Below are 13,618 nucleotides of genomic sequence, written 5' to 3' on the forward strand. Positions count from 1 at the left end.
TTCCGTGGCCACTCTCACCGCTGTACTGCGGCGTCCGTCGTTCGTCTTCCGAAACAAGCAGGGCCCGAGCCTCGGTACGACGCTCGCTCTGCTCTTTACTGCGATCGCTCTCGTGGCGGTCGCGGCACCGTCACTGCTCACCGGTGTCGATCCGAACGCCACCAACCCGGCCGCGCCCTTTGCCGGACCGGGATCGGCGCACTGGTTCGGTACCGACAACCTGGGCCGCGACATCTTCTCCAGAGTCGTGCACGGCGCCCGGTTCTCGTTGCTCATCGGACTGGGTGCCACCGCTGTCGCGGTGCTACTCGGCACTCTCGTCGGAATATCGGCGGTGCTCGGACCACGCTGGGTGCGAGCCGGTCTGCTACGAATGGTGGACATCACGATGGCATTTCCCGATCTGCTCCTGACCCTGCTCGTCATCGCCGTCCTCGGGCCGGGCCCGCGCAACACACTGATCGCGGTTGCACTGGGCATGGTGCCGCGTTTCGCGAGAGTTATTCGTGCTCAGACACTTCCGATCGCCGCTTCGGGATACGTGGAATCGGCCGTAGCACTGGGCACCCCCCGTCGCCGGATCGTCGGCCTGCACATTCTGCCCAACGCACTGCTTCCCCTCGTCGCAGTTGCCACCATCAGCGTCGGAACGGCCATCATCTCGGTCGCGTCGCTCAGCTTCCTCGGTCTGGGAGTCAGACCGCCCGACGCCGAGTGGGGTGTCATGCTCGCCCAGGGCCGAGAGTTCTTACGGCTGGCCTGGTGGGCATCCCTGTTTCCCGGTCTCGCGGTCGTGCTGACCGTGGTCTCCATAACAACTCTGGGTCGTCGCGCGCAGCGACGCCTGGCCGAACGAGGACTCGCGTGAACGACATAGTCTCCGTCACGAATCTGCAGGTGACCTTTCCTGCGAGGCACGACAACCCTGAAGTGACCGCAGTTGCCGGCATCGACTTCCATATCGCGGCCGGTGAATGCCTGGCTCTCGTCGGCGAGTCCGGTTCCGGAAAATCCGTCACCGGACGCTCTCTGTTGGGCCTGGTCGGCAGCGACGCCCGGGTCAGTGCCGACAAGTTCACGATCGACGGCGACGACGTCTCGCGGTACGGAGACAAACAGTTCAAAGCGTTGCGTGGCAGGAAGATCGGCCTCGTTCTACAGGATGCGCTGGTCTCGTTGGATCCACTTCGCACCGTCGGCCGTGAGGTGATCGAACCCATGTCGATCCACCGCACCCACCCCCGGCACGAACGTGTCGATGCCGCAGTGGAACTGCTGTCCGGTGTCGGCATTCCCGATGCTGCTTCTCGCATGTCGTCGTCCCCACACGAACTGTCCGGTGGCCTCCGGCAGCGCGCACTCATCGCATCGGCGCTGGCCGCGAGGCCGAAGGTTCTGATTGCCGACGAACCGACGACAGCCCTCGACGTCACAGTTCAGGCGCGCATCCTCACACTTCTGGACCGCCTGCGACAAGAAGGTACGGCACTACTGCTCATCAGCCACGACCTCGCCGTGGTGGCGGCACTGGCTGATCGGATTGCCGTCATGCAACACGGGCGGATCGTCGAGCAGGGGCCGTCACGACAGATCTTGACGGCACCTGCGCACCCCTACACCCGGACCTTGCTCGCGGCCAGTCCCAGCTCTCACACGCGTGGTCGACGCCTCACCGGCAGCGGGGCGTTCACACGCGAAGATCTCTCTGCCGAACCGGTGCTGAGCGTCTCGGGAGTGAGCAAGATCTTTCACGGTCGCCGCGGTGAGACCAGGACAGCGGTCGACGACGTGTCGCTGACGTTGAGGCGCGGCGAGGTCGTCGGCATTGTCGGCGAATCTGGGTCGGGCAAGACCACCGTCTCCCGAATCGCCCTAGGGCTTCTTGTTCCGGATTCCGGAAAAGTTTCCCTGGATGGAACGCTCTGGAACTCCTCGTCCGGTGCTGTCCGAGAGAAGGATCGTCGTCCGCACCGCCGCCGGATTCAACCCATCTCGCAGGATCCCCTCGGCTCGTTCGATCCACGGTTCGACGTGGCGCGCCTGATCTCTCGTGCGTTGACCGAGTCCGGTGTCGACGGCGATCACCGGGGCCGGACCGTCGAATTACTCGAGCAGGTCGGCTTGGAGACCGCACATCTGAGCCGGTATCCGCGCCAACTCTCGGGCGGTCAACGTCAACGCGTTGCCATCGCACGGGCACTCGCCACCGATCCGGAGATCCTGATCTGCGACGAACCCGTCTCTGCCCTCGACGTCTCGATCCAGGCGCAAGTTCTCGACCTACTCCTGGAACTGCGCTCCACCCGAAAGCTCGCGCTGTTGTTCATCTCCCACGATCTCGGCGTCATCAGCCATATCAGCGACCACGTTCATGTCATGAAGGACGGTCGAATAGTCGAAAGCGGATCGGCGGACGACATCTTCGCCCGACCCACCCACCCGTACACCCGAGAACTTCTCGATTCCATCCCCAGCCTGGAAGCGGTAGCACGATGACAGAGACCGTCACCGAACAAGCACTTTCCATTCAGCCGATCGTGGACGGGCACAACGATCTTCCGATCGCGTCGAAGTACAAGCGGGACTATTCGGTGGAAGGGTTGGACACCGGAGTTCCCGATCTGCACACGGACATTCCCCGTCTGCGGGCAGGCGGCGTCGGCGCGCAGTTCTGGTCGCTGTTCGTTCCGTCGAACACCAGTGAAGCCGAAGCGGTCCAAGCGACGTTCGAGCAGATCGATTTCGTCCACCGTCTCGTCGCGCGCTACCCGAATGCGTTCGTGCTTGCCCGAACCTCCGCGCAGGTCCGCAGCGCGATCGCCGACGGCAAGATTGCCTCGCTGCTCGGCATCGAGGGAGGCTACTCACTCGGAAGTTCGCCGGCGATCCTTCGGATCTTCGCCGAACTTGGCGTCAGATACGTGACCCTGACTCACAACTCGAACACCGCGTGGGCCGATTCGGGAACCGACAACCCACGCCATCATGGTCTGAACGAACTCGGCCGCAATTTCATTCGCGAACTCAACGCCGCCGGCGTGCTTGTCGACCTCTCGCACACCTCACCTGAAACCATGCACGCCGCCCTGGACGTCTCGACCGCACCGGTGATCTTCTCGCACTCGGGGGTTCGCGGAGTCACAGATCATCCTCGTAACGTTCCCGACGACGTACTGCGCAGACTGCCCGGCAATGGTGGTGTCCTCATGCTCACCTTCGTGCCGACATTTGTCTCCGCCGAGTACGCTCGCTGGTTCGACGGCGGAAGAGAGGGAACGTCGCCCCCCGCCGGGATCATCGAGGTTGCCGATCACATCGAGTACGCCCGCAAGGTCGTCGGGATCGACCACATCGGGTTGGGCGGCGACTACGACGGCTACCCTGCCCTCGTGGACGGCCTCGAAGACGTGTCGGGATATCCGCGCCTGCTCGACGAACTGGTTCACCGCGGGTGGACCGTAGACGAACTGGTCAAACTTAACGGAGCGAACATACTTCGGGTACTCGACGAGGCCGACGCGTCAGTGCGGCAACGGGATGGTGCGAGCCGCTCGTCCGGCAAGACTGTCTACTAGTCGGGACGAGCCGAGAAACGGCAATCCGGCGGCCGCATTGGTGAGACAACCGGGTACGACGACGCGGACGACGTGCAGGCCGGCGCGGAGAACATCAGTTGTGGTGAGATCGACCCATGCCGGCCTGAAACCAGCTGTAGTCAGTGCGCTTTCGGCGTCCGTGTGTGAGGTCAGAGAGTCGAGTTCCACCTCGCCGACGACGGCATCTGCCAGTTCACTCTCGAATCGTTGTTGGATCTCCGGGTCCAGGTGGAGCTGCAAGTGGCACCCGTAATCCATGACGTCGGCAAAGTCCGATCGGTAGACCTCCGCATAGCGGCGGTCCGACCGCCACGGCGCAAGCGGGCTGGTCGGGGAGGCCGCGGCCCGGCCGATACCGCTGTTCGGGTCGTCGTAGTCGGCGGAAAGGAGTTGCAGCTGAAGCGCTTCGCCGAGTGACTTGAACGCAGCGGTCTGGGCGTCTTCGTGGCAAGCGGTACCCATGGTCGAGTATCCGGTCAGTCGGTCGCAAACCAGGGCGCCCAGGACGGGGATCCCGAAATCGCTGTCGAATGCCAGCCATCTGGTCGAGAGGCTGTCGTGATTCCCCAGCCGACGAAGCGCCTCGGGCATGCCGGTGACAATCCGAACACCACGCCGCCCGGTCCAGGACAGCGTCATCGCGTCTCGTTCGACTATCTCGCGCAAGGCATTGTGGATGGCGAACTTCACCGAGGGCCCGGCAGCAAGACCCGCCTGAGCCACCGGCGAGATCGCGGATCCGGTCCGGGCGACGTAGTGCGGATACGAACCCCAGACGAGTTCGGCCGGTACCCAGACATCCGAATCCGTGGTCAGGTCGATTCCGCGAGTCCAGTCCATCTCGAGATTCTCGGTTGGTTCGACAAACGGGAACGCCGGCCGCGCGTACTGGGTGGCGTCGAAACGCGCGAGCTGAGAAAGGTCGATGCTTGCTCCGATCAACGCGGTAGCGGACCCGCGGACGATCGGTTTGGCGACGATGTTACCGCAATATCGTTCCACCGCTTCGCCTATCGCGGCAGCAGTGGGTCGAGCACGGTTGCCGAGGTCGAAACAGTATCCGGCACCGGCCGAGTCACTGGACCAGGGTGAGAAGCGTGCCGAATCGCAGACATACGAGTGAATCAGCTTGAACTCGGGTGGAAAGTGCTGGGGAACAACGGCGTCGACGAACTCTCGAATGATCCCGGTCCGGCGATCCACGAGCGAAGACCTCATGCGAGGGGGACCGGCAGGTGTAGGCGGGTGGTCGATGCGCTGGTCAATCTGCTACCTCCAAGAAGGGGAAAGGCTGCCGGGGCATTGTTGTACAGGCCGGGTGTCAGGACACGGACGACGTGCAACCCGGCAATCGAGATGTCGCGGGTGGTGAGATCGACGGAAATCGGCCGGTGCCCTCGAGATGTCAGAAGCGCCACCAGGGAAGCCAGATTCAGCGGCGCCTTGTCGGGAATCTCTGATACCGAGCGTGTTTCGGTGTAGTCGAAGAGATGTTCCTCTGCGGCTAGCGCCATCGTGGGATCAAGATACAGCTGGGCGACGGTCGGCAGATCGACGACGTCCTTCCATTGCGGATCGAACTCGTCTCGGTAACGACGGTCGGCTCGAAAGGGTTTGTACAGGTGCGCCGGCAGGGTTCCGTCCGCCACGCTGCGCCAGGTCGGTCCGTCGGGGTCGGCGAGGTCGATCGTGATGGCCAGTACGGCGTACGCCTCGACAAGAGCCTTCGACACCGCAGCTTCCACCGTTGGTCGACAAGCCGTGCCCAGCGCGACCAGTCCACGTCGATCATCCCGGATCCAGACTGCGGCGACGGGAACGCCGAAGGGGGAGGGAAGCAACAGCACTCGAACGCTCCGGGTCTCGCTCTCCAGATCCCCGAGCTGGCGGTGCGCGGGCAACCGCTCCCAGTCGGAAAGTTCGATTGCCGGCTGTGACCGGTCCCCGCACCACCACAGCGCGGTGGCATCGCGTTCGAGAAGCTCCAGCAGAGCTGACATCTCGGCTTCGGCGCGGGAAGGTCCCGCGGCAATTCCGGCGTACTGCAATGACGCGATTGGTGATTCGCCGCGACGGGTGCCCGCGTAGTACCCGAGATAGGTCAGGGCCGCAGGCACGTAGGTGGGCACCTTTTCGTCCATGGTGTGACCCAACGCCCAGCGAATGTTCAGATCAGAGGTGAAGGGAACAAAGGGGAATCCGGGAAGGCGGTACTGGTCCTCGCTGTACAACGCAAATTTAGCCGGATCGGCGACCCGTGAGCCGGCCAGTTCCAGCGCTGATGCACTGCTGCGGACCAGATCTTCGGGGACCACGTTGCCGCAATATCTTTCGACGGCCTCACCGGTTGCCGCCCCGCGGGCTGAGGCGTCGTCGCGTATCGAAGCCCCGAATCCGTAGGGGTCGGCGCGAAACAGTGAACCGCTCCCGCCGAAGTTACGGGTGTCGGCCACCCTCGCGGCCCACCCGACCCAGCCCGTCGGCATGTCCGAGCGAATGTGTGGTTCCAGTGAGGTCAGTACGCCGCTCCGAGCGTCGACCAGCAAGTCATCCACGGTCGGTTCCTCCGAACATCGGCAGGGCCAGCGACCCGGAAAATGATTGGTGCAGTGCAAGACTGCGTGTCTCTCGATAGCGATCGCCGTCTCCCAGATTGCGTGCGAGGCGGGGGAAGTCCGAGCCGGCGATCTGCAAGGACAGAACGTCACCGGGGTGCACGGTGTGGAGCACAGGATCGAGATCGATGGTCAGCGTGCCGGATCGAAGGCTGACGCCCGCGCCGCGTGCGATCGACCTGGTGACTCCAGCGGCATCTACGACGCTCAGCTCGACGATCCAATCGGCTTCGCACTCGGGCGAGTGCACTTTCAGCTCCACCGAAGGTGCTCCGGACAGCACACACTCGATCTCCATGTCGAAAGTCCAGACAACACAGTCGTTTCGGCCCTCTTCCACGTGGTGCGTGAAGCTGAAGGGCGCCGTCCTCGGATCTGGTTCGAGACGAACGCAGTTCGCACCCGTCACATACGGCGCGATCGACCAATTGCCCGCGCCTCGGTCGAACACCCGATTGACGGTCAGGGGCCGCGCCGAGAATACCGATTCCATCCACTCGACCTGAAGGCGCCCGAAACTTGTCTCGCCGACCATGCCGGGGCGGAGATCATGCGCCCAGGGGCCCACGATCAAACTTTGTGGCCCGCGCCCCACGGATGCGAAGTGTCGCAGCGTCTCCCGAATCATCGCATCGTCCCAGCCGCCGATGTGCAGACCGGCAACATCGAGCTCGGACAATTCGCCTGCGGAGACGAGATCGTCGCTGCCGTACGGTTCGCGTTCACGAGCCCGGCTGATCGGCGTCCACCAACCTGGTGAATCGGAAGTGAGGCCGACTTTCTCGATCATCGACTGCACCGGGAGATGTTCCAGCAAAGCTGAATCCGAACGCATCAGAGCAGGGATGAAACCCTCACGAGAGGAAGCCGAATCTCCGTGCTCGCCCCACCACGCCAGATGCTCGGCGAGGAGAAGTATCCCCGAGGGATCACGTTTGACGCGATCGCTTCCGATGGTCGGCACTTTGGAGACGACGCCGCCAACGCGAAATGGTCGATCGGCGCTGTTGGTCTCGGCGGCAAACGCCCAGGCAGTTCCTGCCGCGTATGAAGCCCCGCTTGCGATGACGCACTTCGGAGTCCACGGCTGATCCTGCAGCCACTCGGCGAGGGCGGCGCCGTCCTCGCGCTCGTGGACGTACGGTTCCCAAGAACCGGCGGAATCGTGTCGTCCGCGTACGTCCTGACAGATGAAGGCAATTCCTCGCGATCGCCATTCGATTCCCTCGGCCAGATGCCACCCGCGCCCGTACGGGGTGCGGATCACGATCAGCCCCCGAGGTGAAGACTCTGGTGGGAGAAGCACATCCGTAGCCAGCGAAGAACCGTCTGCCGCTGGGATCTTCACGCCGAGTGAGATCACCGGAGCGTCGGCGAGGGTTCGAGCACGCCGCCTGGCAGTGGTAGCACGGGATGGCGAGTCATCATGAGGGTTCGCGGATTCATCCGGATCTGGTGGTGAAGGTGTGATGGCGGTGCGCCATGCGCACCAGCCACGACGTCCGAACATGCAAGCGCACTGGCCATTGCGGCTGCGGTGGGTGAAAGTTCAAGCGGGCGAGGGTCGCTGCCGGCGAGGTGATTCCACAGCGCCTGCAGATGCTCCGGGACACGCGACGCGGCAAGCCGTCGACCGCAGACGTCCCGGTAGCTTGCGCTGTCGATACCGTCGAAGAAGGGCCCGATGCAGATCTCACCCAATTCCGTATGGACGCGTTGCCACGGTGTTTGGTTTCGGCGGCACCAGGTATCGAGTTCCGACCACTCGTCGTGCGGAGGAGCGTCGGCAATCGAGAATACGAGGTCCGACGATGCCACATCGTTTTCGCAAGGCGCAGTAATGGATACGACTTCGAGATCCGGAAGAACCTTGGAGAGCAGAGCGATGCAGGCATCGGCTACGGGGCCGATCCCGTCCATCAGCACACGCTGTGGACCCGGAAGCTCCAGCACTTCGCCTGGAACAACCAGCACGCCGCGAGCGACGAGAGCGTCGGCGATCTCGCTCGCGCCGGCACCGAGCAGCGAACTCGACCGCCGGAGGAAGTTGTCGAGTTCTGCGAGATCTTCGACAGGTGCACCGATCGTGACTGCGTTCTCGTCGGGTGTCAGGTAATGCCAAGTGCCGTCCGGTGTCGGATACAGCTGGTGTCCGTCGGCGAGGGCGTACACGGATCTCCTTGTCGGTGCCCGCACCCGACGAGTCGGATGCGGGCGGGGTCATCGGCAGATCAGACTGTCGAAACAGTCTGGATCAGGGAAAGTTTCAGCTCTGGAAGCTGAACGGGTTGTCGACGAGTGCGTTGGTGCCCACACCCTGCAGTGCGTCTGCGGACGTCGCCTCGGCAACCGGCTCGAAGGTGAACGGGTTGTCGACGAGGGCATTGGTGCCGACGCCCTGGAGTGCATTGGCCTGAGCCGAGTTGGAGACGCTGTCGAACGAAATGTTGCTCATTGTCATCCCTTCCGTAATGGAAACCATTTCCATTACGATGCCACCGTACGAAAGATCGCGACGGAGAGCAACAGGTACAAGAGAGTGCATACATGAGCGAGACCCCGACGACGGGATCCGCCGAAGCGCAACCACATGTGTTTCGGGACAGATCGTTTCGATTGTTCTTCACGGCTCGTACCATTGCCGTGGCCGGTGCGGCGGTCACCGGCGTGGCCATGCCGATTCTGGTGTTCGACATCAGTCGGTCTCCGTTTCTCACCTCGCTCGCGGCTGCGGGTACGGTTCTGCCGTACCTCGTGTTCGGCTTGTTCGCCGGCGCCGTGGCAGACCGAGTCAACCGGCGGACGGTCATCTTGTGTGCGCAGGCCGTTGCTGCTCTTGCCTTGGCGAGTATTCCGGCGGCGCAGGCACTGGGCGTATTGACTGCTTGGCATGCCGTCGGCGTATCGATGTGCATCGGAACGTGTTTCGTGTGGTTCGACGCCGCCGCTTTCGGAGCGCTGCCCGCGCTTGTCGGAAGGCGCGCGATACCGGCCGCCAACAGTGCGCTGTGGACCTCCAGCACGTTGATCGATGTTGCGTTTCCGGCGATCGCGGGAGTGCTTGTGGCCTCGATCGGCCCGGCCTACGCATTGGGCGCTGATGCGCTGGCCTACGTATTGGCCGGACTGGCCATGGCGTCGATCGGAGCCTCGTTCTCGGTTGCCCCTGCTGCGGCGCAGAGGTCGGAACCTGGAATTGCGCGGGACATACGCGAGGGCCTCAGCTTCCTTTGGCAGATGCCACTTCTGCGAGCCTTGACCGGCGTCGGCTTCGTGAATTCGCTGACGCAGGGTGCTGTTACGGCGCTCCTGGTGGTGTACGCGTCCGAAAGGCTGGGGATTTCGACGTCGAGTCCGATGATCGGCGCCGTGTGGACGGCTGTCTCCGTGGGTGGAGTGGTCGGCGCCCTCGCGCTTCCGCGGCTGCCGGCGCGGTGGCCGGTGGGGGCGATCACGATCGGTGCGCTGACCATCGCCCCGGTGATGCTGTTCGTCGTTGCGACTACCGGCAACACCGCCGCCGCGATCACGGCGCTCGCTGTCTACTCCGGCTGTGCGACCGTCACCATCCTCAATGGCATCGGTGCACGTCAGCGTCTGACTCCGGATCGTCTTCAGGGCCGGGTGAACACCACGGCGAGGATGGTCGCCTGGGGTGGTTCACCGGTCGGCGCCCTGATTGCCGGGGCAATCGCAGGACGCTGGGACATCGGCACCGCCTACCTCGTTGCGTGCATCTTTGCGCTGGTCGGGGCGCTCTTCGCGTGGGCGAGTGCGCTGCGGACCGACCCTTACCCGCACAGATGAGCATGTGACTATTAATGAAAACGACTGTCGTTATGGTTAGATCCACCTGTTCATGACTGCGAACCCCACCTACTCAGGAGTGCGATGACGCTGACCAGCGAGGCAGCACCACGAGTGCCGTCGCGTGCACATCCCGTCGGCGAGCGCGGGTACGTCCCGTTTCTGTTGGCCACGACGGTTGTGCTTGTCGCGGTCTCCACCGTCGCGGTGTGGTCGGGTGCCGCGTCGGTCTCCTTTGCCGACGTATTCGCGGTGCTGTACGCGCACGTCGGTGGTCCGCCGGTCGACCCGTTGCTCGATCGGATCGTGTGGGGATTGCGGGTACCGCGGATTCTGATTGCGGCATTGGCGGGCGCCGGGCTGTCGCTGGCCGGCGCCGTGCTGCAAGCGTTGGTGCGCAACCCGATTGCCGATCCATACATTCTGGGCGTGGGTTCCGGAGCATCCTTCGGTGCAGTACTGATCATGACGACCGGCATCGGCGCCGGCCTGTCGATCGGTGTCCCGGTGGCAGCCTTCCTGGGGGCCATGGTCTCCCTGATCGCGGTTCTCGTCCTCGGTAGGAGGGAGGGAATGCTGGTCCCGCTGCGCATGGTCCTGGCCGGAGTTGCCATCGGCTATCTGCTCTCGGCTGCAACAAGTTTTGTGCAGTTGCGCGCCGATCCGAGCCAGCTTTCGGGAGTGCTCTTCTGGTTGCTGGGTTCGGTGAGCGGGGCAAGTTGGTCGGATCTCGGTGTGCCCGCTGCGGTTATCACCGTGTGTGCGGCGGTGCTGTTGACACAATCGCGCCAACTCAACGCGCTGGCTATGGGCGACGAGAGTGCGCAATCGGTAGGCGTGGACGTGCGCCGGACCAGGTTGCTACTGCTGGTGATCGCGTCGTTGCTGACCGCGGTTGTCGTATCCGTTGCCGGCGGAATCGGTTTCGTGGGATTGCTCGTGCCGCACGCCGTACGACTTCTGGTCGGATCCGATCACGGCAAGCTGCTCCCCGCGACCGCGCTGGTTGGTGCCACCTTCCTGGTGATCGTCGATCTAGCGGCTCGAATGTTGGATGCGCCCAACGAATTACCGCTCGGGATCATCACCGCCGGATTGGGCGCCCCGTTCTTCCTCTGGTTGCTTCGACGGGACGGCGGTGCGCAGTCATGAGATTGTCGGCCAGCGGAATTCACGTCGTTCGGGGCGGACGCCTGGTGGTTTCGGGTGTAGACCTGAAAGCGCCGGAGGGAAGTGTGGTCGGGCTCGTCGGGCCGAACGGCAGTGGAAAGTCCTCTCTCCTGCGCGCGTTGTATCGCTCGATGAAGCCTCAAAGCGGAATCGTGAAGGTGGACGAGGTGAACGTGTGGGAAGATCTCTCGCCCCGCTCGGCGGCACGCATCATCGGTGTTGTGGGGCAGGAGCATTCATCCGACTTCTCGTTCAGCGTCCGAGAGGTTGTTGCAACGGGTCGGACGCCGCATCACAGCGCGTTTTCTCGACTCGGTGAGATCGACCGAGACATCGTCAGCGCAGCACTGGTGCGAACCGGCATGCAGGGCTTTGGATCACGACTCTTCGCCGAGCTGTCCGGCGGTGAGAAGCAGCGTGTGATGTTGGCCAGGGCGATCGCTCAGCAGCCGTCGGTGCTGGTCCTGGACGAGCCCACCAACCACCTCGACATCCGTGCTCAGCTCGAATTGATGGAACTGGTCACTGAACTCGGCACCACGACGGTTGTTGCGATTCACGAACTTGCGCTGGCCGCTGCGTACTGCGACTACGTGTGCCTGCTTTCAGAGGGTGCAGTTGTCGCATCGGGACCGACCGCCGAGGTCCTGACCGAGGATCTGCTGTCCGAAGTCTTCGGGGTTCAGGTGCATCTCGGCACTCATCCGTTGACCGGGCGCCCCTTGCTCTCGTTCGCCCCTCCTCTCCTACCTACGAAAGAAGCAGTCTCTTGAAAACCTCGATACGTACTGCCGCGCTGTTCTGCTCGGCCGTGGCCACCACCGCCGTACTGACCGCGTGCGGGGACTCCACTGCCGATTCGGCGGCAGCCTCGTCCGAGAAGATCACCGTCACCAATTGTGATCGCGACATCGCGTTGCCCAAGACTGCCGAAAGGATAGTCTCGCTGTATCCGTCGATGACGGAGCTTCTCATTCAGCTCGGTGCTGCCGACCGCATTGTCGGACAGTCGAATACCGACCTCTCACCGCCGAGCCCCGATCTCGCGCAACAGTTCGCCGCCGTGCCGGTACTGAGCACCGGAGTTCCCGCGAAAGAAGCACTGCTCGACGCCCGTCCAGATCTGATCGTCTCGGACGGCGAGTACTGGTTCGACGGTGACCGATTGCAGAGCATGGACGAATTGCGCGACCTCGGCATCCCGATCTTCGTGAACAGCGGGTATTGCCACAAGGCAGTCACCGAGGGGCGGATCGACGACGTCTGGTCCGACATCGACGGTCTCGGTACCCTGACGGGAACACGTGACAAGGCAGCAACTCTCCTGGCAGACGGCAAGAAGTCGCTCGCAGCAACCGAGGCATCTGTCGCCGGGAAAGAGCCGATTCCCACTGTGATGGTTCAGGTTTCGGAGGGACAGTCCTATGCTCTGGCCAGGGGCCTCTACAGCAGTGTGCTCGAGGCTGCCGGGGGAAGCAATCTTTTCGAGAACGACCTTCCCGACGGAAAGTACTTCGGTCAGGTAGCCACCGAATCGGTGCTCGCGAAGTCGCCGAAGGCAATCCTCGTCGTCTACTCCACCGAGTCGACGCGGGAATCCACGCTCGAGGCTGCGCGCACGGTGTTTGCCGGGACCCCGGCCGCGGCGTCGAATGCGATCTTTGCCGTTCCGGAGGCGTGGTTTGCCGGCGAGTTGGTCTCGATCGACGGGGCTGGCGAGGTGTCTCGCCTGCTGCACCCGGGTTCGTGACCGCACTCGAGCGGATCGAGGCCGTCGTATCGCTGCATGCTGCGATGGACCGGACGGTGAGTTCGTCGGAGCTACCGTTCGACGCGGACGCATTGCCGCCGGTGACGTGTGAATTCGTGGAACTGCCGGCCCCGACGTCACTGCCGGCCCGCGGGTTCGCGGACGTCTTGCAGGCACGACGGAGCCGCTACGACCCCGCACAGACGGCACTCCGAGCAGGCGAGCTGTCAAACGTGTTGCACCACAGTCTTGTCAGCAGCCCGACGGCGGGCGGGATGCGCGAAGTAACGGTGTTGATGGGTCTCACCCGGCCCTGTGATCCGCTCGGAGTCGGGGTGTACCGGTACGCCCAGGGCCGCGCCGAAGCTGTCCGGCTAGGCGAAGTGCGAGAGCACCTTCGAGCGAGCCTTCTCCAGCCCGAGTTTGTCGACCTGTTCCCGGTTCTTCTGTTTGTGGTCGCCGACGTCGAAGCTCCGCTCGAGAAGTACGCGATGCGGCACTACCGCACGATGCACGTGGATGCCGGTGTGCTGGTTCAGAATCTGTACCTCGTGACCGAGGCAATGGGACTTGCGGGCTGCGCCATCGCGGGATTCACGGATGGGCGCGTGGCATCTCTGTTGAATCTCGCGACGACGCAGCTTCCCGTCATGGCTTTTGCATTGGGGCGGCCCAGCTAG

13 protein-coding genes are annotated in these 13,618 nt (G+C 63.5%); 8 read left to right on the forward strand and 5 right to left on the reverse strand.

Features of this window, described 5'->3' with window-relative positions; translation table 11 throughout:
- Positions 1-4 precede the first annotated feature (4 nt).
- From ACFWEM_RS20175 to ACFWEM_RS20185, 3 genes are read left to right on the forward strand one after another with little or no spacing between them, the layout of a single operon-like run.
- Complete coding sequence (locus tag ACFWEM_RS20175; protein WP_378536359.1) at positions 5-868, forward strand: ABC transporter permease; 864 nt, start codon at positions 5-7, stop codon at positions 866-868.
- Positions 865-2,496 (forward strand): dipeptide ABC transporter ATP-binding protein, encoded by a 1,632-nt coding sequence (locus tag ACFWEM_RS20180; RefSeq protein WP_378536361.1) that lies wholly within the window; start codon positions 865-867, stop codon positions 2,494-2,496. The genes ACFWEM_RS20175 and ACFWEM_RS20180 overlap by 4 nt, the downstream gene beginning before the upstream one ends.
- The gene (locus tag ACFWEM_RS20185) at positions 2,493-3,575 is read left to right on the forward strand and encodes a dipeptidase (protein WP_378536363.1); all 1,083 of its coding nucleotides are present in this window, start codon (positions 2,493-2,495) and stop codon (positions 3,573-3,575) included. Before ACFWEM_RS20180 ends, ACFWEM_RS20185 begins: the two co-directional genes overlap by 4 nt.
- On the opposite strand, the gene ACFWEM_RS20190 is transcribed toward ACFWEM_RS20185, so the two are convergent.
- The 5 genes from ACFWEM_RS20190 to ACFWEM_RS20210 all read right to left on the reverse strand — a co-directional run bounded on the left by ACFWEM_RS20190 (position 3,522) and on the right by ACFWEM_RS20210 (position 8,666).
- Positions 3,522-4,799 carry a YcaO-like family protein gene (locus ACFWEM_RS20190; protein ID WP_378536365.1) on the reverse strand — a complete coding sequence of 426 codons (1,278 nt, stop codon included), beginning with the start codon at positions 4,797-4,799 and terminating at the stop codon, positions 3,522-3,524. The genes ACFWEM_RS20185 and ACFWEM_RS20190 overlap by 54 nt on opposite strands.
- Before the next feature lie 11 nt (positions 4,800-4,810).
- Entirely contained in the window at positions 4,811-6,151 is a 1,341-nt protein-coding gene (locus ACFWEM_RS20195; RefSeq protein ID WP_378536367.1) for a YcaO-like family protein, read from the reverse strand.
- Complete coding sequence (locus tag ACFWEM_RS20200; protein WP_378536369.1) at positions 6,144-7,559, reverse strand: CocE/NonD family hydrolase; 1,416 nt, start codon at positions 7,557-7,559, stop codon at positions 6,144-6,146. The genes ACFWEM_RS20195 and ACFWEM_RS20200 overlap by 8 nt, the downstream gene beginning before the upstream one ends.
- Positions 7,560-7,570: 11 nt before the next feature.
- Positions 7,571-8,383, reverse strand: a complete 813-nt coding sequence (locus ACFWEM_RS20205) for a hypothetical protein (RefSeq protein WP_378536371.1) — start codon at positions 8,381-8,383, stop codon at positions 7,571-7,573.
- A 94-nt stretch (positions 8,384-8,477) separates the two neighbouring features.
- The gene (locus tag ACFWEM_RS20210; RefSeq protein ID WP_378536373.1) at positions 8,478-8,666 is read right to left on the reverse strand and encodes a streptamidine-related RiPP repeat protein; all 189 of its coding nucleotides are present in this window, start codon (positions 8,664-8,666) and stop codon (positions 8,478-8,480) included.
- 92 nt (positions 8,667-8,758) lie between these two features.
- Here ACFWEM_RS20210 and ACFWEM_RS20215 point away from each other — a divergent pair, with 92 nt between their 5' ends.
- The 5 genes from ACFWEM_RS20215 (at position 8,759) to ACFWEM_RS20235 (ending at position 13,618) form a co-directional block, all read left to right on the forward strand.
- Positions 8,759-10,018 (forward strand): MFS transporter, encoded by a 1,260-nt coding sequence (locus ACFWEM_RS20215; RefSeq protein WP_378536375.1) that lies wholly within the window; start codon positions 8,759-8,761, stop codon positions 10,016-10,018.
- An 84-nt stretch (positions 10,019-10,102) separates the two neighbouring features.
- Positions 10,103-11,170 carry a FecCD family ABC transporter permease gene (locus ACFWEM_RS20220; RefSeq protein WP_378536377.1) on the forward strand — a complete coding sequence of 356 codons (1,068 nt, stop codon included), beginning with the start codon at positions 10,103-10,105 and terminating at the stop codon, positions 11,168-11,170.
- Positions 11,167-11,961 (forward strand): ABC transporter ATP-binding protein, encoded by a 795-nt coding sequence (locus ACFWEM_RS20225; RefSeq protein ID WP_378536379.1) that lies wholly within the window; start codon positions 11,167-11,169, stop codon positions 11,959-11,961. The genes ACFWEM_RS20220 and ACFWEM_RS20225 overlap by 4 nt, the downstream gene beginning before the upstream one ends.
- The gene (locus tag ACFWEM_RS20230; RefSeq protein WP_378536381.1) at positions 11,958-12,938 is read left to right on the forward strand and encodes an ABC transporter substrate-binding protein; all 981 of its coding nucleotides are present in this window, start codon (positions 11,958-11,960) and stop codon (positions 12,936-12,938) included. The genes ACFWEM_RS20225 and ACFWEM_RS20230 overlap by 4 nt, the downstream gene beginning before the upstream one ends.
- Positions 12,935-13,618, forward strand: a complete 684-nt coding sequence (locus ACFWEM_RS20235) for a SagB family peptide dehydrogenase (protein ID WP_378536383.1) — start codon at positions 12,935-12,937, stop codon at positions 13,616-13,618. The genes ACFWEM_RS20230 and ACFWEM_RS20235 overlap by 4 nt, the downstream gene beginning before the upstream one ends.

It is taken from the genome of Rhodococcus sp. NPDC060176, from assembly GCF_042728675.1.
In the GTDB taxonomy this organism is placed as follows: Bacteria; Actinomycetota; Actinomycetes; order Mycobacteriales; family Mycobacteriaceae; genus Rhodococcus_F.

Bases quoted from the DNA above. Each gene is read 5' to 3' on its own strand.
- ACFWEM_RS20185 (WP_378536363.1), top strand. From the start codon at position 2,493: ATGACAGAGACCGTCACCGAACAAGCACTTTCCATTCAGCCGATCGTG.
- ACFWEM_RS20210 (WP_378536373.1), bottom strand. From the start codon at position 8,666: ATGAGCAACATTTCGTTCGACAGCGTCTCCAACTCGGCTCAGGCCAAT.
- ACFWEM_RS20215 (WP_378536375.1), top strand. From the start codon at position 8,759: ATGAGCGAGACCCCGACGACGGGATCCGCCGAAGCGCAACCACATGTG.
- ACFWEM_RS20220 (WP_378536377.1), top strand. From the start codon at position 10,103: ATGACGCTGACCAGCGAGGCAGCACCACGAGTGCCGTCGCGTGCACAT.
- ACFWEM_RS20225 (WP_378536379.1), top strand. From the start codon at position 11,167: ATGAGATTGTCGGCCAGCGGAATTCACGTCGTTCGGGGCGGACGCCTG.